General features: G+C 71.2%; 22 protein-coding genes. 7 read left to right on the forward strand and 15 right to left on the reverse strand.

Annotated features, from left to right (window positions below; translation table 11 throughout):
- Positions 1-6: 6 nt before the first annotated feature.
- Together purE and ACIOHC_RS09865 are read right to left on the reverse strand one after the other, a co-directional pair.
- The gene (gene purE, locus ACIOHC_RS09860; RefSeq protein WP_351080981.1) at positions 7-546 is read right to left on the reverse strand and encodes a 5-(carboxyamino)imidazole ribonucleotide mutase; all 540 of its coding nucleotides are present in this window, start codon (positions 544-546) and stop codon (positions 7-9) included.
- Positions 543-1,694, reverse strand: a complete 1,152-nt coding sequence (locus tag ACIOHC_RS09865) for a 5-(carboxyamino)imidazole ribonucleotide synthase (RefSeq protein ID WP_351080979.1) — start codon at positions 1,692-1,694, stop codon at positions 543-545. Before ACIOHC_RS09865 ends, purE begins: the two co-directional genes overlap by 4 nt.
- Positions 1,695-1,866: 172 nt before the next feature.
- Between ACIOHC_RS09865 and ACIOHC_RS09870 the strand changes: the two genes are divergently transcribed.
- Complete coding sequence (locus ACIOHC_RS09870) at positions 1,867-2,391, forward strand: GtrA family protein (protein ID WP_351080977.1); 525 nt, start codon at positions 1,867-1,869, stop codon at positions 2,389-2,391.
- A 5-nt stretch (positions 2,392-2,396) separates the two neighbouring features.
- Here ACIOHC_RS09870 and ACIOHC_RS09875 read toward each other — a convergent pair whose 3' ends face one another.
- Both ACIOHC_RS09875 and ACIOHC_RS09880 read right to left on the reverse strand, forming a co-directional pair.
- Positions 2,397-3,662, reverse strand: a complete 1,266-nt coding sequence (locus tag ACIOHC_RS09875; RefSeq protein WP_351080975.1) for an ATP-binding protein — start codon at positions 3,660-3,662, stop codon at positions 2,397-2,399.
- A 15-nt stretch (positions 3,663-3,677) separates the two neighbouring features.
- Positions 3,678-4,355: a response regulator transcription factor gene (locus ACIOHC_RS09880; protein WP_351080973.1), complete on the reverse strand. Its 678-nt coding sequence runs from the start codon at positions 4,353-4,355 to the stop codon at positions 3,678-3,680.
- A 490-nt stretch (positions 4,356-4,845) separates the two neighbouring features.
- Here ACIOHC_RS09880 and ACIOHC_RS09885 point away from each other — a divergent pair, with 490 nt between their 5' ends.
- On the forward strand, positions 4,846-6,336 hold the full coding sequence (locus tag ACIOHC_RS09885) for an oligopeptide:H+ symporter (protein ID WP_351080971.1): 1,491 nt from the start codon (positions 4,846-4,848) through the stop codon (positions 6,334-6,336).
- Positions 6,337-6,453: 117 nt separating this feature from the next.
- Here ACIOHC_RS09885 and ACIOHC_RS09890 read toward each other — a convergent pair whose 3' ends face one another.
- The 6 genes from ACIOHC_RS09890 to ACIOHC_RS09915 form a co-directional block, all read right to left on the reverse strand.
- Entirely contained in the window at positions 6,454-7,797 is a 1,344-nt protein-coding gene (locus tag ACIOHC_RS09890) for a hypothetical protein (protein WP_365692685.1), read from the reverse strand.
- Positions 7,798-7,835: 38 nt separating this feature from the next.
- Complete coding sequence (locus tag ACIOHC_RS09895; protein WP_389636635.1) at positions 7,836-8,957, reverse strand: hypothetical protein; 1,122 nt, start codon at positions 8,955-8,957, stop codon at positions 7,836-7,838.
- Positions 8,954-9,955 carry a hypothetical protein gene (locus ACIOHC_RS09900; protein WP_351080969.1) on the reverse strand — a complete coding sequence of 334 codons (1,002 nt, stop codon included), beginning with the start codon at positions 9,953-9,955 and terminating at the stop codon, positions 8,954-8,956. Before ACIOHC_RS09900 ends, ACIOHC_RS09895 begins: the two co-directional genes overlap by 4 nt.
- A gap of 90 nt (positions 9,956-10,045) precedes the next feature.
- Entirely contained in the window at positions 10,046-10,717 is a 672-nt protein-coding gene (locus tag ACIOHC_RS09905; RefSeq protein ID WP_351080967.1) for a peptidase, read from the reverse strand.
- A gap of 215 nt (positions 10,718-10,932) precedes the next feature.
- Positions 10,933-11,454: an ATP-binding protein gene (locus ACIOHC_RS09910; protein WP_351080965.1), complete on the reverse strand. Its 522-nt coding sequence runs from the start codon at positions 11,452-11,454 to the stop codon at positions 10,933-10,935.
- A 190-nt stretch (positions 11,455-11,644) separates the two neighbouring features.
- Positions 11,645-12,013 carry an STAS domain-containing protein gene (locus ACIOHC_RS09915; protein WP_351080963.1) on the reverse strand — a complete coding sequence of 123 codons (369 nt, stop codon included), beginning with the start codon at positions 12,011-12,013 and terminating at the stop codon, positions 11,645-11,647.
- Between the two features lie 283 nt (positions 12,014-12,296).
- On the opposite strand from ACIOHC_RS09915, the gene ACIOHC_RS09920 reads away from it, so the two are divergent.
- Complete coding sequence (locus ACIOHC_RS09920) at positions 12,297-13,277, forward strand: RNA polymerase sigma factor SigF (protein WP_351081057.1); 981 nt, start codon at positions 12,297-12,299, stop codon at positions 13,275-13,277.
- A gap of 204 nt (positions 13,278-13,481) precedes the next feature.
- Here ACIOHC_RS09920 and hutI read toward each other — a convergent pair whose 3' ends face one another.
- The 4 genes from hutI to hutU form a co-directional block, all read right to left on the reverse strand.
- Positions 13,482-14,654, reverse strand: coding sequence for an imidazolonepropionase (gene hutI, locus ACIOHC_RS09925; RefSeq protein ID WP_351076764.1), 1,173 nt, complete (start codon positions 14,652-14,654; stop codon positions 13,482-13,484).
- 242 nt (positions 14,655-14,896) lie between these two features.
- On the reverse strand, positions 14,897-16,282 hold the full coding sequence (locus tag ACIOHC_RS09930) for a formimidoylglutamate deiminase (RefSeq protein ID WP_401842236.1): 1,386 nt from the start codon (positions 16,280-16,282) through the stop codon (positions 14,897-14,899).
- On the reverse strand, positions 16,273-17,574 hold the full coding sequence (locus tag ACIOHC_RS09935) for an allantoate amidohydrolase (protein ID WP_401842239.1): 1,302 nt from the start codon (positions 17,572-17,574) through the stop codon (positions 16,273-16,275). Before ACIOHC_RS09935 ends, ACIOHC_RS09930 begins: the two co-directional genes overlap by 10 nt.
- A complete protein-coding gene (gene hutU / locus ACIOHC_RS09940; RefSeq protein WP_365692655.1) occupies positions 17,571-19,232 on the reverse strand; it encodes a urocanate hydratase in 1,662 nt (553 codons plus the stop codon). Before hutU ends, ACIOHC_RS09935 begins: the two co-directional genes overlap by 4 nt.
- 281 nt (positions 19,233-19,513) lie before the next feature.
- Here hutU and ACIOHC_RS09945 point away from each other — a divergent pair, with 281 nt between their 5' ends.
- The 4 genes from ACIOHC_RS09945 (at position 19,514) to ACIOHC_RS09960 (ending at position 21,659) form a co-directional block, all read left to right on the forward strand.
- Complete coding sequence (locus ACIOHC_RS09945) at positions 19,514-19,936, forward strand: hypothetical protein (protein WP_365692657.1); 423 nt, start codon at positions 19,514-19,516, stop codon at positions 19,934-19,936.
- Between the two features lie 38 nt (positions 19,937-19,974).
- On the forward strand, positions 19,975-20,712 hold the full coding sequence (locus tag ACIOHC_RS09950; protein ID WP_365692690.1) for a winged helix-turn-helix domain-containing protein: 738 nt from the start codon (positions 19,975-19,977) through the stop codon (positions 20,710-20,712).
- 38 nt (positions 20,713-20,750) lie between these two features.
- The gene (locus ACIOHC_RS09955) at positions 20,751-21,215 is read left to right on the forward strand and encodes a roadblock/LC7 domain-containing protein (protein WP_401842242.1); all 465 of its coding nucleotides are present in this window, start codon (positions 20,751-20,753) and stop codon (positions 21,213-21,215) included.
- Between the two features lie 69 nt (positions 21,216-21,284).
- Positions 21,285-21,659, forward strand: coding sequence for a hypothetical protein (locus ACIOHC_RS09960; protein WP_351076753.1), 375 nt, complete (start codon positions 21,285-21,287; stop codon positions 21,657-21,659).
- A 10-nt stretch (positions 21,660-21,669) separates the two neighbouring features.
- On the opposite strand, the gene ACIOHC_RS09965 is transcribed toward ACIOHC_RS09960, so the two are convergent.
- Positions 21,670-22,236 (reverse strand): hypothetical protein, encoded by a 567-nt coding sequence (locus ACIOHC_RS09965; RefSeq protein ID WP_351076751.1) that lies wholly within the window; start codon positions 22,234-22,236, stop codon positions 21,670-21,672.
- Positions 22,237-22,292: the final 56 nt, after the last annotated feature.

The raw sequence follows: 22,292 nt of genomic DNA on the forward strand, positions 1-22,292 counted from the left end.
CGGGGCCTACTTCCCGAAGCCGAAGGAGTCGGCGCCCTGGACCTTGCTGCGGAGCCGCTTGCCCTTCTCCGTCGCCTGGTCGTTCAGCTCCTGCTGGAACTCCCGCATCCGGGCCAGCAGCTCGCCGTCGTGGGCGGCGAGGACACGGGCGGCCAGCAGGCCCGCGTTGCGTGCGCCGCCGACCGAGACGGTCGCGACGGGGACACCGGCGGGCATCTGCACGATGGAGAGCAGGCTGTCCATGCCGTCCAGGTACTTCAGCGGGACCGGCACACCGATGACCGGAAGCGGGGTGACCGAGGCGAGCATGCCGGGCAGATGGGCGGCACCGCCCGCACCCGCGACGATCACCTTGAGACCGCGCTCCGCGGCCTGCTCGCCGTACGTGATCATCTCGCGCGGCATGCGGTGGGCGGAGACGACGTCGACCTCGTAGGGGATCTCGAACTCGTCGAGGGCCTTGGCCGCTGCTTCCATGACGGGCCAGTCGGAGTCCGAGCCCATGACGATGCCGACGACCGGCGCGGCGGAGGCGGGGGAAGTCATTCGGTGATCGTTCCTCGCAGGTAGTCGGCCGCGTGCCGGGCGCGCTCACGCACGTCCGCCAGGTCGTCGCCGTAGGTGTTGACGTGTCCGACCTTGCGGCCGGGCTTCACGTCCTTGCCGTACATGTGGATCTTGAGCTGCGGGTCGCGGGCCATGCAGTGCAGGTACGCCTGGTACATGTCCGGGTAGTCGCCGCCGAGGACGTTGGACATGACCGTCCAGGTGGCACGCGGACGCGGGTCGCCGAGCGGCAGGTCGAGGACGGCCCGGACGTGGTTGGCGAACTGCGAGGTGATCGCGCCGTCCTGGGTCCAGTGCCCGGAGTTGTGCGGACGCATGGCCAGTTCGTTGACCAGGATGCCGGGCTTCCCGTCGGGTCCACGGGTCTCGAAGAGCTCGACGGCGAGGTGGCCGACGACACCGAGTTCGGAGGCGATCCGGAGGGCGAGCTGCTGGGCCTCGCCGGCGAGCCGCTCGTCCAGCTCCGGGGCCGGGGCGATCACCGTGTCGCAGACCCCGTCGACCTGGATCGACTCGACGACCGGGTAGGCGACCGCCTGGCCGTGCGGCGAGCGGACGATGTTGGCCGCCAGCTCCCGTATGAAGTCGACCTTCTCCTCGGCGAGGACCGGGACGCCGGCGCGGAAGGGGTCGGCCGCGTCCGCCTCGGAGCGGACCACCCACACGCCCTTGCCGTCGTAGCCGCCGCGGACCGTCTTGAGCACGACGGGGAAGCCCCCGACCTCCTGGGCGAAGGCCGCGACGTCCGCCGGGTCCGTCACGATGCGGTGGCGGGGGCAGGGCGCGCCGATCTCGGTGAGCTTCGCGCGCATCACCCCCTTGTCCTGGGCGTGCACCAGCGCGTCCGGGCCGGGGCGCACGGGGATGCCGTCCGCCTCCAGGGCCCGCAGGTGTTCGGTCGGTACGTGCTCGTGATCGAAGGTGATCACGTCACAGCCGCGCGCGAAGGCACGCAGCGTGTCCAGGTCGCGATAGTCGCCGACGACGACTTCGTTCACCACCTGGGCCGCCGAGTCCTGGGGGGTGTCACTGAGGAGCTTGAACTTGATGCCGAGGGGGATGCCCGCCTCGTGGGTCATACGGGCGAGCTGACCGCCGCCGACCATACCGACTACCGGGAACGTCACTCCTCCAGGGTATCCGCCGCCCCGAAGCCCGCCCGACGACGCCCTCCGCCGCCCCCGCCGGGCGGGCTCGTCGAGCACGGCCGCACCTGTCCGAACATCCCCGGGCGCCCTGTGGGGGAGGCGGCTAGCATGGCTTGGCCGACGTAACCGACAGACAGGCTGAGCGATCACCATGAGCGAACGGGGCGCACTGCGGGCCCGGCTGGATCTGCTGGCCCGGGAGGTCGCCAAGTTCGGCGCGGTCGGCGCCTTCGGCCTGGTCGTCAATATCGCGGTGTCCAACCTGCTCTGGCGCACCACGGATCTCCAGGTGGTGCGGGCGGGGCTGCTGGCGACGCTCGTCGCGATCCTCTTCAATTACGTCGGCTTCCGCTACTGGACGTACCGGGACCGCGACAAGAGCGGACGGACCCGCGAACTGACGCTGTTCCTGCTGTTCAGCGCGGTCGGTGCGGTCATCGAGACCGGTGTGCTGTACACGGCGACGTACGGGTTCGGGTGGAACAGCCCGGTCCAGAGCAATGTCTTCAAGATCCTCGGGATCGGCATCGCCACGCTGTTCCGCTTCTGGTCCTACCGGACGTGGGTGTTCAAGGCGCTGCCCGCGAAGGAGACCGTGCTGAAGGCCGAGGGGTTCATCAAGCAGGGGCGTACGGAGCAGGTCCCGCGGGTCGAGGCGGATTCGGCCCGGCGGTAGCCGCTTCACCGAACCGGGCGTTCCGGTTCCTGTCTTTTCAGGGCCACTCGGCTGAGGAAGAGCGCGAAGACCGGTGGCTGCTGCTGGAGCAGTTCGAGCCGTCCGCCGTCCGCCTCCGCGAGGTCCCTGGCCACCGCGAGGCCGATGCCGGTGGAGTTGCGGCCGCTGATCGTCCGCTCGAAGATCCTGGCGCCGAGGTCGGGGGGTACGCCCGGACCCTCGTCCGTGACCTCGATGACGGCCTGGTTGCCGGTGACCCGGGTGCGCAGCGCGACCGTACCGCCGCCGTGCATCAGTGAGTTCTCGATCAGGGCGGCCAGCACCTGGGCGACCGCGCCGGGTGTACCGACGGCCCGCAGCCCCTGCTTTCCGGAGCGGACGACGGCGCGGCCCTCGCCCCGGTAGGCCGGGCGCCACTCCTCGATCTGCTGCTTGACGACCTCGTCGAGGTCGAAGACGACGGCGGAGCCGGTCCGCGGATCGCGGGCGTTGGTCAGCAGCCGCTCGACCACGTCGGTGAGCCGCTCGACCTGGGTGAGGGCGATGTTCGCCTCCTCCTTCACCGTGTCCGGGTCGTCGGTGACGGAGATCTCCTCGATCCGCATGGAGAGCGCGGTCAGCGGCGTACGGAGCTGGTGCGAGGCGTCGGCGGCCAGCCGGCGTTCCGCGGTGAGCATTCGGGCGATCCGTTCGGCGGAGGCGTCCAGGACGTCGGCGACCCGGTCCAGCTCCGGCACTCCGTACCGCTTGTGGCGCGGGCGCGGATCCCCGGAGCCCAGACGTTCGGCGGTCTCGGCGAGGTCGGTCAGCGGTGAGGTCAGTTTGTTGGCCTGGCGCACCGCGAGGAGCACCGCGGAGACGATGGCCAGCAGGGCCACCGCGCCGATGATCAGCAGGGTGCGGCCGACCTCGCGGGTGACGGCCGAGCTGGATTCCTCGACGGTGACCCGTTCGCCCTGCTCCCCCTCGGCCGTGCTGCTGATCACCCTGCCGGTGGGGCGCGTGCCGACTTCGAGGGGGGCGCGTCCGGGGATCTTGACCAGGGCGTAGCGCTTTCTGGAGATCTGCTCGGCCAGCAGCGCGGGGTTGATCCGCTCATCCCCGAGGAGTCGGCTCTCGACGACGCTGATCAGCCGCAGCGCCTCGGAGTCGACGCTCTCCTGGGCGCTGTTGCTGATGGTGCGGCTCTCGACGATGACGAGGGAGACGCCGAAGACGGCGATCACCACGAGCACCACGGCGAGCGTGGAGTTGATCAGTCTGCGGCGCATGAGTGCTTCTGTACGTCAGCTCTTCTCGAAGCGGAAGCCGACGCCCCGCACGGTCGCGATGTAGCGGGGGTTGGCCGCGTCGTCGCCGAGCTTCTTGCGGAGCCAGGAGATGTGCATGTCGAGGGTCTTGGTCGACGACCACCAGGTGGTGTCCCAGACCTCGCGCATCAGCTGGTCGCGGGTGACAACCCGGCCGGCGTCGCGGACCAGGACCCGCAGCAGGTCGAACTCCTTTGCCGTGAGCTGGAGTTCCTCGTCGCCCATCCAGGCCCGGTGCGACTCGACGTCGATCCTGACGCCGTGGGTGGCGGGCTGCGGGGCGGGCTCGCTGGCGCCGCGGCGCAGCAGGGCCCGGACGCGGGCGAGCAGTTCGGCCAGGCGGAAGGGCTTGGTGACGTAGTCGTCGGCTCCCGCGTCCAGGCCGACGACGGTGTCCACCTCGTCGGCGCGGGCGGTGAGCACCAGGATCGGCACGGTGTGGCCGTCGGCACGGAGCCTGCGGGCGACTTCGAGGCCGTCCATCCCGGGCAGGCCCAGGTCGAGTACGACCAGGTCGATTCCGCCCTGGAGGCCGGCGTCGAGAGCGGTCGGACCGTCTTCGCGGACCTCGACCTCGTAACCCTCCCGACGCAGGGCGCGGGCCAGTGGCTCCGAGATGGATGCGTCGTCCTCGGCGAGCAGTACACGGGTCATGGAGTGATGGTAGTCCGCGCAGGGGGGATGCTGTGAGGTGATCGAAAAGCCCTGCGGGTCCGCAGGGAAATCGGAGAGGCACCTTCGAATATGGGAGTGCGGTTCCATCGGAACCTGTGATCCATCTCTCAAGTCCATTCAAATCCGGCACTGTCGTGTCGTATGGTGGCTTGACGCCTGTTGCACTACTCAAGGACCCTTGGGCAGCTTTTAGCGCCGAGGGTCTCTTTTGTTTTGCCGGCTGGTACCCGCCAGCCGTGACTTCAGTGAATGACCTGTGGCCGGGCCCGGAGCGCGAGGATGCGCACCGGGCGTGGATCCCGATGCGGTCGGTCCCCGTCTCCTCCAGTCGGCTCCCTGTGGGTCCGGCGGTCGGGACGAATCCCCTGTCAGGCGTGGGGGTGGGGTGCGGCCGGGTCGGTGCCGGCCTCCCCCCACCGGGCGCGTCACGCTCACAAGGCGTCGCGTCCCGAGCACCCAAGGATCGACCATGGCGTCCAGCCTGACGAAGGACCCGGCCAGTACATCTGGATCCGAGAAGACCTTCTTCGGCCACCCCCGCGGCCTGGCCACTCTCTTCATGACCGAGATGTGGGAGCGCTTCAGCTTCTACGGCATGCGGGCCCTGCTTCCGCTTTATCTGGTCTCCGGTTCCGGCCTGCACATGAACGCGGCCACGGCCACCGCGATCTACTCCATCTACATGGCCATGGTGTACCTGCTGGCCATGCCCGGCGGCTGGTTCGGCGACCGGGTCTGGGGGCCGCGCAAGACGGTCACCGTCTCGGCCGCGATCATCATGGTGGGCCACCTCACGCTGGCCCTGCCCGGCTCGGGCACCTTCTTCGCCGGTCTGGCGCTGGTCGCGCTCGGCTCCGGTCTGCTGAAGGCCAACATCTCGACGATGGTCGGCCACCTCTACAACGGGCCGGAGGACGCGCGCCGCGACGGCGGCTTCACCGTCTTCTACATGGGCATCAACCTCGGTGCCTTCGCCGCCCCGCTGATCATCGGCACGATCGGCGAGAAGGTGAACTGGCACCTCGGCTTCGCCATCGCCGCGGCCGGCATGGCACTGGGCCTGGCCCAGTTCCTCATCGGCACGCGCCACCTCAGCGCCCGCAGCAGCGTCGTCCCGAAGCCGCTGTCGGCCGAGGAGCGCCGTACGACCCTGCGCAAGGGTCTGCTGTGGCTGATAGCCGCCGCCGTCTTCTACGGCGTGCTCGTCGCCACCGATGTGTACACGCTCAACTGGGCGCTCGTCCCGATCACCGTCGCCGGTCTGATCATTCCGATCGCCGTGCTGGTGCGGATCAAGCGGGACCGGGACCTCTCGAAGACCGAGCAGTCGAAGATGTCCGGCTACATCTGGTTCTTCGTCGCCGCGGCCGTGTTCTGGATGATCTACGACCAGGGCGGCTCCACGATGTCGCTCTTCGGTGAGTCCTCCACCACGAACAGCGTGCTGGGTGTGAGCTTCCCGACCTCCTGGTACCAGTCGGTCAACCCGGTCTTCATCATGGCGCTGGCCCCGGTCGTCGCCTGGATCTGGCTGGCGCTGAACCGGCGTGGCAAGGAGCCGAGCACGGTCGTCAAGTTCGGCTCGGGTCTCTTCCTGGTCGGCGTCTCCTTCCTCGTCTTCATGCTGCCGCTGACCATGACCACGGACGGCGACAAGGTCAGCCCGATGTGGCTGGTGTCGATCTACTTCCTGCAGACCGTCGGTGAGCTCTGCCTCTCCCCGGTCGGCCTGTCGGTCACCACGAAGATGGCTCCGGCGAAGTACGGCAGCCAGATGATGGGTGTCTGGTTCCTCGCCGTCACCGCGGGCGACTGCACCACCAGCCTGCTGTCGCTGGCGGGTGTCAACCTGAACAAGACCGGCATGGTGGGCCTGGAGGCGGCACTCGCGATCGTCGCGGCGGTCGCGATCTGGATGTACCGCAAGAAGGTCGTGGAGCTCATGGGCGACGTGCGCTGACGCACGGTTCCCGCACCGTCCGCGGCACAAGGGCCGCCGCACCGTCGACCGGTGCGGCGGCCCTTGTGGGTTTCACCTCGTGCCGGTGAACCTCGTCCCGGCGCTACGTGAGCGGGCTCACCTGGTGCCGCGCAGCCTGCGCCACGGGGTGAAGGTGAACACGGCGCCGCCCAGCAGGATCGCCGTCCCCGCGACCAGGCCGAGCGCACGCAGGGTGCCGTTGTCCTCGGCCCCGGTGGCGGCCAGTCCGCCGCCGGAGGCCGTGCCGCCGGCCGCGGAGCCGGTGGAACCCGTCGTGGTGGAACCTGAGGCGCCGCCCTGCTGGGCGGTGGTGTCGAGTTCCAGTGACGGGGTCACCGATCCCTTGACCTTGCAAGGGATGTTGATCTTCGAGGCGCCCAGGGTGACATCGATCGTCAGGGTGCCGGGGCTGAGCGTGGACTTCCCGGACCCGCCCGGCTTGTAGGTGCCGGTCATGTCGGACAGGTCGACCGGCTTGCCCTGCTCCAGCGGTGCGGCGTTGGCCGGTCCGGTGACCTTCACCGAGCCCTTGTCGGCGCCGCCGATGACGATGTCCATGGACGGCTTGAGCGCACCGGCGGGCAACGCGGCCGGGCTGTCCATCACGCCCTTGGCCGTCTTGACCGTGAGCGCGTAGCTCCCGCCGCTCTTCTTGGCGTTGATCGTCACCTTGGAGGCGATGTCGGCCGGTCCGGGGGACGTACAGGTGAAGTGGACCGAGACCTCCTTGCCGGGGAAGTCGGTCCGGCCGCCGCCGGAGCCCGCGGTGGCGCCGCCGGCGGTCGTGGAGCCGGACGACGTGCCGCCCGCCGTGGAGCCGGAGGTGGAACCGCTCGTCGTGCCGCCCGCCGCGGTGGAGCCCGAGGTCGTACCACCCGCCGTCGTGGAACCGGAGGTGGAGCCGGAGGACGTGCCGCCCGCCGTCGTGGATCCGCCGCCGTCCGTGACCTTGATGGTCGCGCCCGGCTGCACGGTCTCCTTCGGGGAGCACTTGGTGTCGGTGGAGATCGGCTTGGAGACGTTGATGTTGTACGCATCCGGTGTGAGCGTGATCTCACCGGCCTTCTCCAGCTTCAGTGTGCCCTTCATGTCGGGCAGCACCATGGCGCTGTTCTTCGGGATCGGCGGGTTCTGCCGCGGCCCCTCCATCTGAAGGGTGCCGGTGGCCGCCCCGCCCACCTTGATCGTGCCGGTCGGCTTGACCGTGTCCTTGTCCAGATCGAGCACGTCGGGGTTCTTGGAAGCGGCCTCGACCGTCTTCCACACCACCTCGACGGTGTCCCCGACCTTGGCCTCGGCGGGCGCGGTCAACTGCACCACGGTGGTGCCCTGCACGGCCGGCAGCCCGGAGATGGGCGGGGGTATGCACTCCGTCCCGTACGAGATGTCGGCGGCCTGGGCCGGGCTCGCGGCCAGCAGCAGGCCCGCGCCGCCGAGCATCATCGCGACTCCCGCCGCGACCGTCCTGCGTTGCGTACTCACGAATGTCCCTTCGTCGTCGGTCTGTTCTCTGACGGTGCGGAATCCGGTGTGAACCACGGCAGCGCGGCCGTCGTGGTCGTGGGCGCGGCAGCGGGGCTCCCGGCGGGCCGCGGTGGGCGGCGCAGCTTCGGGAGCCCTGCGGTCGCCCCGGTGGGTCGCGGGCGGCGACGGCGTCCGGAACGGGCCGGGGTGCGCGCGGAGCGGGGGCGTACCTTGTCGACGATCGCCATACCGATGCGGAACACGGCGGCCGGTACGACGACGCACAGCAGGATCCAGAACAGCGTGACGCCCCAGGGGCGGCCGACCCCCCACGGCTGCTCGGCCAGGACCTTGCTGCCGTACTTCAGCGAGATCTGGTAGTCGCCGTGGGCGCCCGCCGACAGTTCGACCGGCAGCTTGATCTGTGCCTTGCGGCCGGACTCGATGGTGCCGCGCCACTGCCGCTCCTCCCACTGCGGGGCGAAGACGCCGTGCGCGGTGCCGATCCGGAAGACCGGATCCTTGACGGGGGCGGAACCCAGATTGCCGACGGTGAAGACCAGTTGCCGGGAGGGCGGGGCGCCGAACCAGGTGAGGATGGAGCTGTCGCCCTGCAGCCGGGTGGTGGCCAGCACCGCCAGCCTGCCGCCCCCGGTCTCCTCGGGCAGCGCGGCGACCGGGTGGCCCGCGACGACGAACACGGCGTCGGCGGCGGCCTGTTCTCCGGTGACGGTCGCGACATGGACCACGCAGGGGCAGGGCACGGGCGGCTCGGCGACCGGCATCTTCTTGCGGAAGGCGCCCGCGGTACCGGTGGTGACGGCTCGGCCCTCGGCGTTGGCGCAGGAGTTGGTGCCGCCGATCACGCCGCGGTCGGGGGTGGACCGCCCGCAGATCAGCATCATCAGCAGCGTGTTCGGACGCCAGCCGCTGCCCTTGACGGTGATGTCGCCGCCCTTGCCCGCCTGCTGCTTGGAGAGGGTGACCGAGGGCTTCCGGTCCGCGGCCCTCGTACCCGTCGCGTCGGCGCCGGTCGCAAAGAGCATCAGCAGGGCGGGCAGCAGTACGCCGAGCAGCACGGCGGCCCGTCGGCGGACGCCGCCGTGCAGTGGTGCCGGTCCGGCCTGTCCAGTCACGATTCCGCTCCCGCCTTCGCCAAGTGCCTGCTCTCCGAGTGCTGTCGTTCGCCCGAGGACGGTCCGGGGCGGCCGTCGTCGGCTCCGTCGGACGGCCGCCCGCGCGAGCGCCGGAGCCGGTACGCGTACGCTCCCGCCGCGACCGCGGTCAGGATCAGCAGCGCGCCGCCGGTCACCGGCAGCCAGGGGACGAAGACCGCACGGGCCGTCGCCTCGCCGTGCGCACCGCCCGCCGCCGTGACGCGCAGTCGGACGGTCGCGGAGTCCAGGGCCGGGGCGTCCCGCCACGGTTCGGCGAGCCTGACGCGCTGTCCGGGCAGCAGTTCCACCGGCAGCGTGCGGGCCTCGCGCCGCAGCAGCGTCCCGAACATCCCTTCGGCGCCGACCGTGATCCGCGGGGCCAGGACCGTGTTGCCGCGGTTGACCAGCGTGTAGTGGATCGTCCGCCCGGACACGCTGATGTCCTCGACGGTGAGCGCGGCCAGCGTCGGCCCGCCCACCCGCAGTCGGACCCGTACACCCACCGAACGGCCGCCGCCGCGTACGACGATCGCGCCGGGGTGGTCGCCCGGCGTCGCGCCCGTCGGCACCGTGACCGAGAACGGCACATCGGCGCGGGTGCGGGCCGGCACGGTCACCTCGGCGACGGCGGTCCGCAGCCAGGCACCGGTTCCGGTGGAGCCCGAACCGCGGCGTACCGAGAAACCGCCGTCCTCGGCGTTGTACGCGTCGGCACCGCTCAGCCGCACGGTGACCGGGGCCGTACCGGGGTTGGTGACGGAGAGCCGGTCCTGGAGCACGGTGCCGGGCGGGCCCTCCAGATAGAAGTACGGTCTGCCGTCGTCCGTCCCGGAACCGCTCACCGCGGGCCGGGCCGTCCACGCGGCCTCCCCGGACGTCGGCGTCCGGTCCGCGGCACCCGCCACCGGTGTCGTGGCGAGGACGAACAGCATGACGGTGAGGGCGAGTCGGGCGGCGTGACCGGGCGGCGACGGCATGGGCGGCTCCCTTATACGTGACGGCGGCTGGCTCGTGGGCGACCGGGGCCTGTTCGGATCCGTCCCGACCCGAAGAAGTGCCCCGCTGTCCTATCGGCCCACGGCCCGCTGCCCGCGCCTGGTCAGCCAGAGCACTCCGGCCGCGCCGGTCAGCAGCACCGTGCCCCCGAGCGTGCCGAGCGCCACGGCCGAGTCGAGCGGGCCGGTCTTCGGCAGCTGCCCACCGCCGTCCACCGGGGTGCTCTGCGCGTTGCCCGCGGCCGTCACATCGAGCTGGAGCGACGGTCCCGGGTTGTTGGAGGGCGTACAGGTCGTCGTCGTACCGAGCGCCTTGATGGTGAGCACACCGGCGGTGAAGTCGACCTTGCCGCTCTTCTTCGGCGTGTACGTACCCGACAGGTCACTGATCTTGATGGGGGTGTTGGCGGGTATGGCCGCGGAGTTCGACGCCCCGGAGACCTGGACCTGGCCCGGGTCGGCGCCTCCGACCTTGATGACCGCGCTGGGGTTCATCGCACCCTTGCCCAGCTCGACGGGGCTGGACGACACGCCCTTCTGGAAGGACATCGTGAGCTTGTAGCCACCGCCGCTCCTGACACTCTTGATGTCGATGGGAGACACGGCGCTCTTGTCGCCGATCGGGGTCTTGCACTGGTAGTCGACGTCCACGACCGTGGCGTGGGCGGCGGGCGCGGCCATCAGCACCACCGTGCCCGCCAGCGCGGACGCCAGCGCGAGAGCTGTTCGCTTCTGGTAGGACACCTTGAGTTTCCCCTCATGCCGGAAGTCGCCGTGCGCCCGTCTCTCACCGACGCAAGTTACTGACGACACATCAGATCGGGCGCTCAAGGTACGCCTGGGGCCTTGTGGAGGGAAGACAAAGAGCGCGCCGATCCGGCGCGCTCTTCAAAGGTGCGAATGCGGGGCGCACACCCCCGGGGCCCGGCGGGAATCCGGGACCCCTCCGGACAACGCTCCTAGGCCGGGGCGGCCAGCTCCGCCCAGACGGTCTTGCCGGCCCGGTCCGCCACCCGCAGGACGCCCCAGTCCAGGCAGAGCCGCTGCACGATGAACATGCCGTGCCCGCCGGGCCGCCCGGCCCGGTGCGGGGTGCGCGGCGCGGGCTGGCCCGCGCCCGAGTCGACGACCTCCACCCGCAGCACCTTCGCCGTGCAGGCGATCCGCAGTTCCTCGGGGCCGTCCGCGTGCAGACAGGCGTTGGTGACCAGTTCGGAGACGACCAGCAGGACGTCCTCGGCGGCGGCGCGTCCGTCGGCGCTCGACGCGGGGAGCCAGCCCCAGTCGTGGAGCGCCTGGCGGGCGAAGTCACGGGCCGTCGGCACGATGCCGGCGATCCCCCGCAGCGACAACGTGCGCCATTGCCGCTCGGCCGGCTCGGGGGGTGCCGCGCCGGCGTCCGCGTCCTCGCGTGCGCCCGCTCCGGCGCCCTCCGGCTCACGGCCGAGGTCGCCCGGCGGATGCTGCCGGGTGGTGCTCATCAGCGCTTCACCTCACCGATTCACCATGTCGCCATCGAACAGATACAAGTACAGATACAGAGTGCGCGGTCACCCAGAGCCCCGCCGGATGTCTTCTGCCCGGCCGAATCGTGACAACACCCACTTCATCCACGTGGATCGCGTGACACGGGCAACACAGGAGGCACCCGGGCCGCGGAACGCGCCACGATCAGGCGTCCAGGGCCTCTTCGAGGGAGTCGTGAACGGTGAAGACCGCCTCGGCCCCCGTGATCTCGAAGACCCGCGCCACCACTGGCAGCATTCCGGCCAAATGGACCCCTCCCCCGGCCGCCTCCGCCTTGAGGCGGGCACCGAGCAGCACATTGAGCCCGGTGGAATCACAGAATTCGAGTCGCGAGCAGTCGACCACCAGGCGTACTCGCCCTTGTTCGACCGCGCTCTCCAGGGGCTCCCGCAGCAGATCCGCCGTGTGGTGATCCAGCTCACCCACCGGTGTCACGACCTCGCTGCGCCCCTCGGTGCGGGCCTCGACCTGAAGCCGACCCCGATGCGCACTGCCGACCGTCCCGCGGTCCATGCCCGTCCCTCTTCGCCGTTCGTCACTACCTGCGTCTTTACGTATGCAGATTCGTTGTAGCTGTCGCTGACGTCACTGAAACAGTACGCGTTCCGTACGCCACGCGGTACCCGAAGACCTCAACAAACCGGACATATAGCCCCAATTGGAGCTTGTAAGTGCCCGTCCGAACCGGGTAAGGGTAGGAGGACACCCAAAACACGGTCGGCTTCGGAGGCGCCGCTTCACCGCAGGAACACGTATGGGCATCGGCAGCCATATGCCGAGAACGATGGAGGAGACCATGTCACCCCGGCTCGACGCACCGCGCACGCACGACGCGACGTCAGCATGTCCTCAGGGACCGACCCCCTCGGACTCCCCTACCGCGAACGCCTCAGGCGGCACGCGCAACAGCGACATCAGCACCATCGGCGCGGACACCGCCGCCGACACCGACGACCACGGCGTCACGGACGGTCTCGAAGGACTTCCCGAGATCCCTCCCTACGACGAGGTGGGGCCGCTGGACGCCAGGGCCCTGTCGAAGACGCTCTTCGAACGGCTCGAATCCCTCGAAGAGGGCACCCACGAGTACTCGTACGTCCGCAACACGCTCGTCGAACTGAACCTGGCCCTGGTCAAGTTCGCCGCCTCCCGGTTCCGCTCCCGCAGCGAACCGATGGAGGACATCGTCCAGGTCGGCACCATCGGCCTGATCAAGGCGATCGACCGCTTCGAGCTCAGTCGGGGCGTGGAGTTCCCGACGTTCGCGATGCCGACCATCGTCGGCGAGATCAAGCGCTTCTTCCGCGACACCAGTTGGTCCGTGCGCGTCCCGCGCCGGCTGCAGGAGCTGCGGCTCGACCTGGCCAAGGCGGGCGACGAACTCGCCCAGCAGCTGGATCGTTCGCCCACCGTGGGCGAGCTCGCCGACCGGCTCGGCATCACCCACGACGAGGTCGTCGAGGGTATGGCCGCGAGCAACGCGTACACCGCGAGCTCGCTGGACGCCAAGCCCGAGGAGGACGACCACGAAGGCACGCTGGCGGACCGCATCGGCTACGAGGACCACGGGCTCGAAGGCATCGAGTACGTCGAGTCCCTGAAGCCGCTGATCGCCTCGCTGCCGGGCCGTGACCGCACGATCCTCTCGCTCCGGTTCGTCGCCAACATGACGCAGTCGGAGATCGGTGAGGAGCTGGGCATCTCCCAGATGCATGTGTCGCGGCTGCTGTCCCGCACACTGGTCAAGCTCCGCAAGGGGCTGACGCTGGAGGAGTGACGGGCAGCTCGCGTGCCCGCGGGACACCCGCGCGCGGCATACCGCGAGCCCCCTTGCGGAAGGACCTGCACCGGCAACGGGCGGGTCCTTCCGCATGTGTGACGCGGTGTCACGGGTGCCGGATCCACGGGCTCCCGGCCGCACGGCCCCCCCGGCCGCGGCGGCGCCGGTCCTCGACGGGCTCCCGGCCGCGGCGGCAAGGACTCAGACGACGCGTTCGCCGCGCTGCCAGACCGCGTGGACCAGGGGGACGCCCGGCCGGTAGGCGAGGTGGACATGGCTGGGTGCGTCGAGCAGGACCAGATCCGCACGGGCGCCGGGGGCGATGCGTCCGATGTCCGTACGCCGCAGGGCCGCGGCGCCGCCCGCGGTGGCGGACCAGAGGGCCTCGTCCGGGGTCATGCCCATGTCGCGTACGGCGAGAGCGATGCAGAAGGGCATGGAGGACGTGAACGACGAGCCCGGGTTGCAGTCGGTGGAGAGTGCGACGGTGGCGCCCGCGTCGAGGATGCGGCGGGCGTCCGGCCAGGTGGCGCGGGTGGAGAACTCGGCGCCGGGGAGCAGGGTGGCCACGGTGTTGCCGTGGGCCAGGGCGTCGATGTCCGCGTCGGTGAGATGGGTGCAGTGATCGGCGGACGCGGCGTCGAGCTCGACGGCGAGCTGGACGCCGGGGCCGTGGCCGAGCTGGTTGGCGTGGACGCGGGGGTGCAGGCCCTTGGCGCGGCCGGCGGTGAGGACGGCGCGGGCCTGGTCGCCGTCGAAGGCGCCCTTCTCGCAGAAGACATCGACCCAACGGGCGTACGGGGCACAGGCATCGAGCATCGGCCCGGTGACCAGGTCGACGTAGCCGGCCGGGTCGTCGGCGTAGTCCGGGGAGACGATGTGGGCGCCGAGGTAGGTGACCTCTTCGGTGTGCCGGGCGGCGATGCGCAGGGCGCGGGCCTCGTCCTCGACGGTGAGGCCGTAGCCGGACTTGGTCTCGAAGGTGGTGGTGCCCTGACGCAGGCCCTCGGCGAGGTATCGGGCGACGTTGGCGGAGAGTTCGTCGTCGGTGGCGGCGCGGGTGGCGGCGACCGTGGTCCTGATGCCGCCCGCGCTGTAGGCGCGGCCGGACATCCGGGCGTTGAACTCCTCGGTGCGGTCGCCCGCGAACAGGAGGTGGGAGTGGGAGTCGACGAAGCCGGGGATCGCCGCTCGGCCGCCCGCGTCGACGGCGTTGTCAGTGGCGGGTGCTTTGCTTGACTCACCGGTCCAGACGACCCGGTCGCCCTCGATGACGACGGCCGCGTCCCGGATCAGACCCAGGGGGGAATCCGCGCGGAGGGAGGGGTCGTTGGTGACCAGACTGGCGATGTGGGTGATGGCGGTCGTCGTCATGGGGAGACTGCTCTCCTTGGGTATCGGCTTGCGGGGCGGCCCGTCGCGGGGCCTGTGGGGAGCGGGTCGGGGCGCCGCCCCTCATCGCGGTCCCGGGGTCGGGGCCCCTGGAGCCGGGGCCTCGGGGGCGGCGACCGGCGGGCCGGGAGCCTCGGAATCGGGAGCCTCGGAATCGGGGGCTTCGGAGTCGGCGATCCGCGGGCCGGGGGGCCTGGGAATCGCCGGTCTCCGGGCCGGCCCGTTCAGTGGTGGAGTGCGGCGATGGCCGAGGCGAGCGCTGCGGGGACGTCCTCGACCAGCGTGTGCCGCCCGTCGCGGACGATGTGCCGGCCTGCCACGACCGTGTGCCGCACATCGGCTGCGGAGGCGGCGAATACGACTGTCTCGGCGGCCAGCCTCGGCACCGGCCCCGCTGTTCTGACCGAGTCCAGGGCGACGGTCGTCAGATCGGCGGGGGCCCCCGGTTCGAGGATGCCCGCCTCGGGCCGGCCGAGCGCGGCATGCCCGTCGACGGTCGCGGCGCGCAGCAGGGCGGCCGCCGTCCAGTGACCGCGCGCCCGGGTGCGCAGGCGTTCGTCGAGCTCCATCGCCCGAGCCTCCTCGAAGAGGTCGATCACGGCGTGGCTGTCGCTGCCGAGGGAGAGCGGCGAGCCGGCGCGCTGGAGGGCCGCGGCGGGACCGATCCCGTCGGCGAGGTCGCGTTCCGTGGTGGGGCACATGCAGGTGCCCGTCGCCGAGGAGCCGAGGAGTGTGATGTCCTCGCCGGTCAGGTGGGTGTTGTGGATGCCGGTGGTGCGCGGGCCGAGGACCCCGTGGTCGGCGAGCAGCCGGGTGGGGGTGCAGCCGTGGGCGGCGAGGCAGGCGTCGTTCTCCGCGGTCTGTTCGGAGAGGTGGACATGGAGCGGGGCCTGCCGTTCCTCGGCCCACGCGGCCACGGTGGCGAGCTGCGAGGCCGGGACGGCGCGCACGGAGTGGACGGCCGCGCCGATCAGGGCGTGGTCGCCGCCCTTGAGGAGGGAGGCGCGTTCGGCCCAGGCGTCCGCGGTGGTGTCGGAGAAGCGCAGCTGGTGCTGGTCGGGCTGCTGGTACTGGGTGGGGCGCCGGCCGAATCCGGCGGAGAGGTAGGCCGTGTCCAGCAGCGTGATCCGGATGCCGGCCTCACCCGCGGCCGCGATCAGCGCCTCGCCCATGGCGTTCGGGTTGTTGTACGGGGTGCCGCCCGGCGCGTGGTGCAGATAGTGGAATTCGCCGACCGAGGTGATACCCGCCAGGGCCATCTCGGCGTACACGGCACGGGCGAGGTCGTAGTAGGAGTCGGGGGTGAGCCGGGCGGCGATCCGGTACATGGTCTCGCGCCAGGTCCAGAAGGTGCCGGAGCCGACCTGGACGGTGGAGCGCAGGGCGCGGTGGAAGGCGTGCGAGTGGGTGTTGGCGAGCCCGGGGAGAGTGAGTCCGCGCAGCACGGTGGCGCCCGGCGGCGGGGCGGGGACGCCGGTGCGGATGCCCGCGACGATCCCGCCGGACACGTCCAGGGCCACGTCCGGCTCGACGTGCGTGCCGAGCCAGGCGTGGGACAACCAGTACGTCACGGTGACGGGCCTGCCCGTCGGCTCCGTTGTCAGCTGCACGCGAGACCTTCCAGTACATCGGCGAGTGCGATCACCCCGGCCACGCAGTCGTCCTCGGCGGCGTGCTCGGCCGGCGAGTGCGAGATCCCGGTGGGGTTCCGTACGAACAGCATGGCGGTCGGGACCGAAGCGGACAAAATGCCCGCGTCGTGTCCGGCTCCGGTGCCGAGGACGGGTACGGCCCGGTCCGCATCGCCCCGGCCCCTGAGGATCTTGCCGAGTTCGTCGCGCAGGGCGTGCTCGAACTCCACGACGGGCGTGAAGGACTCCCGTACGACATCGAGGTCGATCCCGGCCCGCTCGGCGTGTTCCCGGGCGGCCCGCTCGATGCCGCCGACCACGGCGTCGAGGCGGTCCTGGTCGGCGGCGCGGGAGTCGAGCCAGCCACGGACGAGGGAGGGGATGGCGTTGACACCGTTCGGCTCGACGGCGACCTTGCCGAAGGTGGCGAGGGCTCCGGCGAGCTCCGCCTCGCGGCGGGCAGCCAGCACCGTCTCGGCGTACGTGAGCATCGGGTCGCGGCGGTCCGTCAGCCGGGTGGTGCCCGCGTGGTTGGCCTCGCCCCGGAAGTCGAACCTCCAGCGCCCGTGCGGCCAGATCGCGGAGGCGATCCCGACCGGGTCGCCGGTGAGGTCGAGGGCGCGCCCCTGCTCGACGTGGAGCTCGACGAACGCACCGATGCGGGCGAGCCGTTCGGGGTCGGGACCGATGGCGTCGGCGTCGTATCCGGCCGCCTCCATGGCCTGTGGCAGCGTGATGCCGTCGCCGTCGCGCAGCCGGTGGGCCGCCTCGACGGTCAGTTGCCCCGCGGCGAGCCGGGAGCCCACACAGGCCAGCCCGAAGCGGGCCCCCTCCTCGTCACCGAAGTTGCTGATGGCCAGCGGCCGGGTGAACTCCGCTCCCCTGCGGCGGAGTTCGTCGAGCGCGGCGAAGGAGGAGACCACACCGAGCGGCCCGTCGAAAGCGCCGCCGTCCGGTACGGAGTCGAGGTGCGATCCGGTGACGACGGCGTCCCCGGCCAGGGGGTCACCGAGCCAGGCCCACTGATTGCCGTTCCGGTCGACCTCGTGGGTGAGTCCGCGCGCCTCGGCCTGGGCGCGGAACCAGGCGCGGCAGTCGGCGTCGGCCCCGGTCCAGGCGTAGCGGCGGTAGCCGCCGCTGTCCCGATGCCGGCCGATGGGCGCCAGCTCCCGCCACATGGCCTGGAACGACGCCCCGGCCCCGGACGGCTGGGCTCCGGCCCGGGACGGGGGGACGCCGCCGCGGCTTCCGCCCCCGGACGGCTCGCTCATCGTTCGTCCTCCGTCATCGGTACGCGCACGCCCTTGTCCGCGGCGACCGACTCCGCGATGTCGTACCCGGCGTCCACGTGCCGGATGACGCCCATGCCCGGGTCGTTGGTGAGCACGCGGCGGATCTTCTCGCCCGCCAGCTTCGTGCCGTCGGCGACGGTCACCTGCCCGGCGTGGATGGAACGCCCCATCCCGACGCCGCCGCCGTGGTGGATGGAGACCCAGGAGGCTCCCGACGCCACATTGACCATGGCGTTCAGCAGCGGCCAGTCGGCGATCGCGTCGGACCCGTCGAGCATGGCCTCGGTCTCCCGGTACGGGGAGGCCACGGAGCCGCAGTCGAGGTGGTCGCGTCCGATGGCCAGCGGCGCGGCCAGTTCACCGCTCGCCACCATGTCGTTGAACCGCTCACCGGCCCGGTCGCGCTCGCCGTAACCGAGCCAGCAGATCCGGGCGGGCAGTCCCTGGAAGTGGACGCGTTCACCGGCCATCTTGATCCAGCGGTGCAGCGACTCGTTCTCCGGAAAGAGTTCGAGCATCGCCTTGTCGGTCTTGTGGATGTCCGACGCCTCGCCGGACAGGGCGGCCCAGCGGAACGGTCCCTTGCCCTCGCAGAAGAGCGGCCTGATGTAGGCGGGCACGAATCCGGGGAAGTCGAACGCCCGGTCGTACCCCGCGAGCCGGGCCTCGCCACGGATCGAGTTGCCGTAGTCGAAGACCTCGGCCCCGGCGTCCATGAAGCCGACCATCGCCTCGACGTGCTTGGCCATCGACTCCCGTGCGCGCTGCGTGAAGTCGGCGGGCTTCTCCGCGGCGTACGAGGCCATGTCGTCGAAGTCGACACCGAGCGGGAGGTACGAGAGCGGGTCGTGCGCGCTGGTCTGGTCGGTGACGATGTCGATCGGTGCGCCCTCGGCGAGCATCCGCGGCAGCAGCTCCGCCGCGTTGCCCAGCAGGCCGATGGAGAGCGGCTTGCGGGCGTCCCGGGCCTCGGTGGCCAGTTGGAGCGCGTGCTCCAGGGAGTCGGCGCGCACATCCAGATAGCGGTGCTCGATCCGGCGCTCGATGGCGCGCGGGTCGCAGTCGATGCAGATCGCGACACCGTCGTTCATGGTCACGGCGAGCGGCTGGGCGCCGCCCATGCCGCCGAGTCCGGCGGTCAGGGTGATCGTGCCCGCCAGCGTCCCGTCGAACTTCTTCGCGGCGACGGCGGCGAACGTCTCGTACGTGCCCTGCAGGATGCCCTGCGTGCCGATGTAGATCCATGATCCGGCGGTCATCTGGCCGTACATGGTGAGTCCGAGCGCCTCCAGGCGGCGGAACTCCTCCCAGTTCGCCCAGTCGCCCACCAGGTTGGAGTTGGCGATCAGGACCCGCGGCGCCCACTCGTGGGTCTGCATGACGCCGACCGGACGCCCGGACTGGACGAGCATCGTCTCGTCCTGCTTGAGCGTCCGCAGTGTGCGCACCATCGCGTCGAACGAGCGCCAGTCGCGGGCCGCCTTGCCGGTGCCGCCGTAGACGACGAGCTTGTCGGGGTGCTCGGCGACCTCGGGGTCGAGGTTGTTCTGCAGCATGCGCAGAGCGGCCTCCTGCTGCCATCCCAGGGTGCTCAGTTCCGTACCGCGCGGTGCCCGTACGGGGCGGGGTCCTGACATGGCGGTGCCTCCTCGCGTCTGTAAATCTTCTATTCACATCCTGATGAACTGAATACTCATAGTCAACAGCCTCGCGCCGACACCGCGGATCGACGACACCGCCCGCCGTGTGCCGGGGCGTTCCGGCGCACCTCCCGCACCCCCTGCGAAGATCCGCCGCGCACGCATCCGGAGATCTCTTGCGCATGTACCTATGGAAAATGCCAGAACTCCCGCCCGGCGCGGGCACGTTGCGTAGCCTCTGGGTCACAGCCGTACGCCACGTCGGGAGAGGAGTGCGCGTGCCCGGAATCGACGAGTGCCTGCTCGAAGTCATGAGGCTGCCCGGTGCCCGCGGCGCCGCGGTGGTCGACTGGACGAGCGGCCTCGCCCTCGGCACCATCGGCGAATCGCCCAACGGCGACCACGAGGCCACCGCCGCGGAGACCGCCGAGGTCGCGCGGATGGCGGCCGAGCAGCCCGCCTTCGCCCAGGAGGCGACCGGGCCGTCGACCGCGGTGCCGGAAGAGGCGGGCGGCGGATCGCCACCCCCTGTCGAGGACGTCATCGTCACCACCCGCACCGGGTACCACATCCTCCGTTTCGTCGAGACCGCCTTCGACAGCAGCGTCTTCGTCCATCTCTGGCTCGATCGCGCGGAGGGAAATCTGGCTCTCGCCCGGATACGGCTGGGCGAGATGGCCGAGCGGCTGGTCCTGGCGTGAGGACGGCCATCCCCGCCGGGGGCACGTCCCTCTCCCCCATGCTGCGGCGCCTCGCCGCCGAGCGCGCCACCGGCGCCCTGATCCGGGACCGCGGCACCCTCTACCTCGCCGAGGGCCAGGTGGTGCACGCCGAGAGCCCGGCGACCCCCGGCATCGACGTCCTGCTCACCGCGGGCGGCGCCCTGCATCGCGACGGCTGGTGGGAGGCGGTCGCGAGGGCGGGCGCCGGACAACGGGTCGGCCGCCACCTGGTGGACAGCGGGAGGGTGCCGGCCGGGGCGCTGGAACTGTGTCATCTGGGCGCGCTCTACGACGCCGCGTTCTTCGCGCTGGCGCCCACCCGGACCCCGGCACGCTTCCGCCACGGGGTCTCGCACTGGATCGGCACCGTCCGCCCCGTCCCCGTCGACGCCGTGCAGCGCGAGACCTTCCGGCGCCGCGAGCTGCTGGAGCGGATCTGGCCCGACGCGATGACCGACAGCGCACCGCTGGTACGGACGGACCGTTCCGTCGACGCACCCGTTCCGCCGGGCCGTCGCCGCGTGCTCGATCTCGTGGACGGGGCGCGTACCGCGTCGGACATCGCCCAGCACCTGGGCAGGCCGGCGTTCCACGTCCTGGTCGGTCTGCGGCGCCTGGCCGCGGCCGGACTGGTCGAGGCGGTACGGGAACCGACGGCCGCGACCGGCTCCGGCCGGATCCCGCTTCCCGACGTCACGGCCGACCCCGACATCGCCCTGCTGCGCCGGCTCCGAGACGCATTGGAGGCCCTGTGATACGCGCGCTCAGACAGCGTGCCGGGAGGAGACAGCTGATGGTGCCCGAATCCGAAGTGCGGGACGTCCTGGCCGAGCTCCAGCGGTTACGGGCCCGGGTTCCTCTCCTCTCCGGCGCCCTGGCGGCCGGCGTCGACGGCCTCGTCCTGGCCCACGACACCCCGGGCGTGGAGGCGGAGGGCGTCGCCGCACTGACCGCCGCCGCGCTCGGGGTCGCGATCCGGATGGCGGAGGCGACCGGCCGGGGCGGCTTCCGGGAACTTCTCGTACGCGGCGAGACCGGCTACATCGCGACCTACGCCGCGGGCTCCGCGGCCGTCCTCACCCTGCTGGCCGAGGACCGGATCAACGTCGGCAGGCTCCACCTGGAGGGCCGCCGGGCGGGCGCGCGGATCGGCGAACTGATCGACCCCGCGCTGCGGCGCACCGAACACCCGGTGCCCCCGGTCCACGCCCCCGAGCAGCACGACCTGCGTCCCGGGCCGCTGCCCCACCGCACCTGAGACCCCATGCCCCGGAGACAACCCACGGATCCGGTCGACCCGGCCGGCCAGGAAAGGAAACCACTGCACATGGCGAACACCGAAGCGTCACTCAAGGAAGCGATGTCGTCCATCGAGGGCAGCGTCGCCGTCGCCCTCGTCGACTACACCAGCGGAATGGCGCTGGGCACCCTCGGCGGCGGCAAGGACTTCAACCTGGAGGTCGCGGCGGCGGGCAACACCGATGTCGTACGCTCCAAGCTCCGCACCATGGAACACCTCGGACTCAAGGACGAGATCGAGGACATCCTGATCACGCTCGGCACCCAGTACCACCTGATCAGGCTGCTCAAGGCCCGTGGCGGCAACGGTCTCTTCCTGTACCTGGTGCTGGACACGCAACGTGCCAACCTGGCGATGGCCCGCCATCAGCTGAAGCGGATCGAGGCCGAACTGGAGGTCTGACCCCACGGCCTCAACGGTGACGCCGCGCCCCGCCGGGCGCGGCGTCGCCCGCCATCGGACCGGTCGTCCGATACCCCTTCACCTGCTTGCCCGCGGGCCGCCCGCGCTCCACCCAGTCGGTCCGCACCCAGTACAGGACGTCGTCGCGGCGCTCGCGCTGCCCGATCCTGACGGCCTTGAGCCACAGTCCGGCCCCCGCCCCCGCGAGCACCAGGCCGCCGGCCCCGGGCAGCAGGAAGGCACTCGCCACCGCCGCCAGGAAGGCCCCGAGCAGCCACCACCGGTGCCCGCGCCGCCAGTTGCGTACGGTCACGGCCCGGTCCTGGAGGAAGTCGGACCGTCCGGCGCGGGTGGCGCCCCCGGCCAGTCCCGCGTACCGGCGGTCGCGCACGAGCGCCACCAAGGCCGCGGTGATCAGGAACAGCGCCGCTCCGGCCAGCAGCCCGATCCGGCGTCCGGTGAGCCCCGGCACCAGTGCGCCGATCGCCGCGGCGAGCAGCCCCGGCCACCACAGCGGCGCGGAACCGGCCCGTACGATCACGGCCACTCTCGCCAACGACTGTGCTCCGCGCCCCACGTCCGTACCCCTCTCCGCAGCTCCTTCTGGTCCTTCCGGGGCCGGAGATTAGTAGC

It is taken from the genome of Streptomyces sp. NPDC088252 (genome assembly GCF_044740965.1).
Taxonomy (GTDB): Bacteria; Actinomycetota; Actinomycetes; order Streptomycetales; family Streptomycetaceae; genus Streptomyces.

Excerpts from the sequence above, each read along its gene's own strand:
- ACIOHC_RS09950 (WP_365692690.1), top strand. The coding sequence starts at position 19,975 with ATGCTGCGGCGCCTCGCCGCCGAGCGCGCCACCGGCGCCCTGATCCGG.
- hutU (WP_365692655.1), bottom strand. The coding sequence starts at position 19,232 with ATGTCAGGACCCCGCCCCGTACGGGCACCGCGCGGTACGGAACTGAGC.
- ACIOHC_RS09870 (WP_351080977.1), top strand. The coding sequence starts at position 1,867 with ATGAGCGAACGGGGCGCACTGCGGGCCCGGCTGGATCTGCTGGCCCGG.
- ACIOHC_RS09935 (WP_401842239.1), bottom strand. The coding sequence starts at position 17,574 with ATGAGCGAGCCGTCCGGGGGCGGAAGCCGCGGCGGCGTCCCCCCGTCC.
- ACIOHC_RS09880 (WP_351080973.1), bottom strand. The coding sequence starts at position 4,355 with ATGACCCGTGTACTGCTCGCCGAGGACGACGCATCCATCTCGGAGCCA.
- hutI (WP_351076764.1), bottom strand. The coding sequence starts at position 14,654 with ATGACGACGACCGCCATCACCCACATCGCCAGTCTGGTCACCAACGAC.
- ACIOHC_RS09960 (WP_351076753.1), top strand. The coding sequence starts at position 21,285 with ATGGCGAACACCGAAGCGTCACTCAAGGAAGCGATGTCGTCCATCGAG.
- ACIOHC_RS09885 (WP_351080971.1), top strand. The coding sequence starts at position 4,846 with ATGGCGTCCAGCCTGACGAAGGACCCGGCCAGTACATCTGGATCCGAG.
- ACIOHC_RS09900 (WP_351080969.1), bottom strand. The coding sequence starts at position 9,955 with ATGCCGTCGCCGCCCGGTCACGCCGCCCGACTCGCCCTCACCGTCATG.
- ACIOHC_RS09915 (WP_351080963.1), bottom strand. The coding sequence starts at position 12,013 with ATGGACCGCGGGACGGTCGGCAGTGCGCATCGGGGTCGGCTTCAGGTC.
- ACIOHC_RS09875 (WP_351080975.1), bottom strand. The coding sequence starts at position 3,662 with ATGCGCCGCAGACTGATCAACTCCACGCTCGCCGTGGTGCTCGTGGTG.
- purE (WP_351080981.1), bottom strand. The coding sequence starts at position 546 with ATGACTTCCCCCGCCTCCGCCGCGCCGGTCGTCGGCATCGTCATGGGC.
- ACIOHC_RS09910 (WP_351080965.1), bottom strand. The coding sequence starts at position 11,454 with ATGAGCACCACCCGGCAGCATCCGCCGGGCGACCTCGGCCGTGAGCCG.
- ACIOHC_RS09955 (WP_401842242.1), top strand. The coding sequence starts at position 20,751 with ATGGTGCCCGAATCCGAAGTGCGGGACGTCCTGGCCGAGCTCCAGCGG.
- ACIOHC_RS09890 (WP_365692685.1), bottom strand. The coding sequence starts at position 7,797 with ATGCTCGGCGGCGCGGGCCTGCTGCTGGCCGCGAGCCCGGCCCAGGCC.
- ACIOHC_RS09920 (WP_351081057.1), top strand. The coding sequence starts at position 12,297 with ATGTCACCCCGGCTCGACGCACCGCGCACGCACGACGCGACGTCAGCA.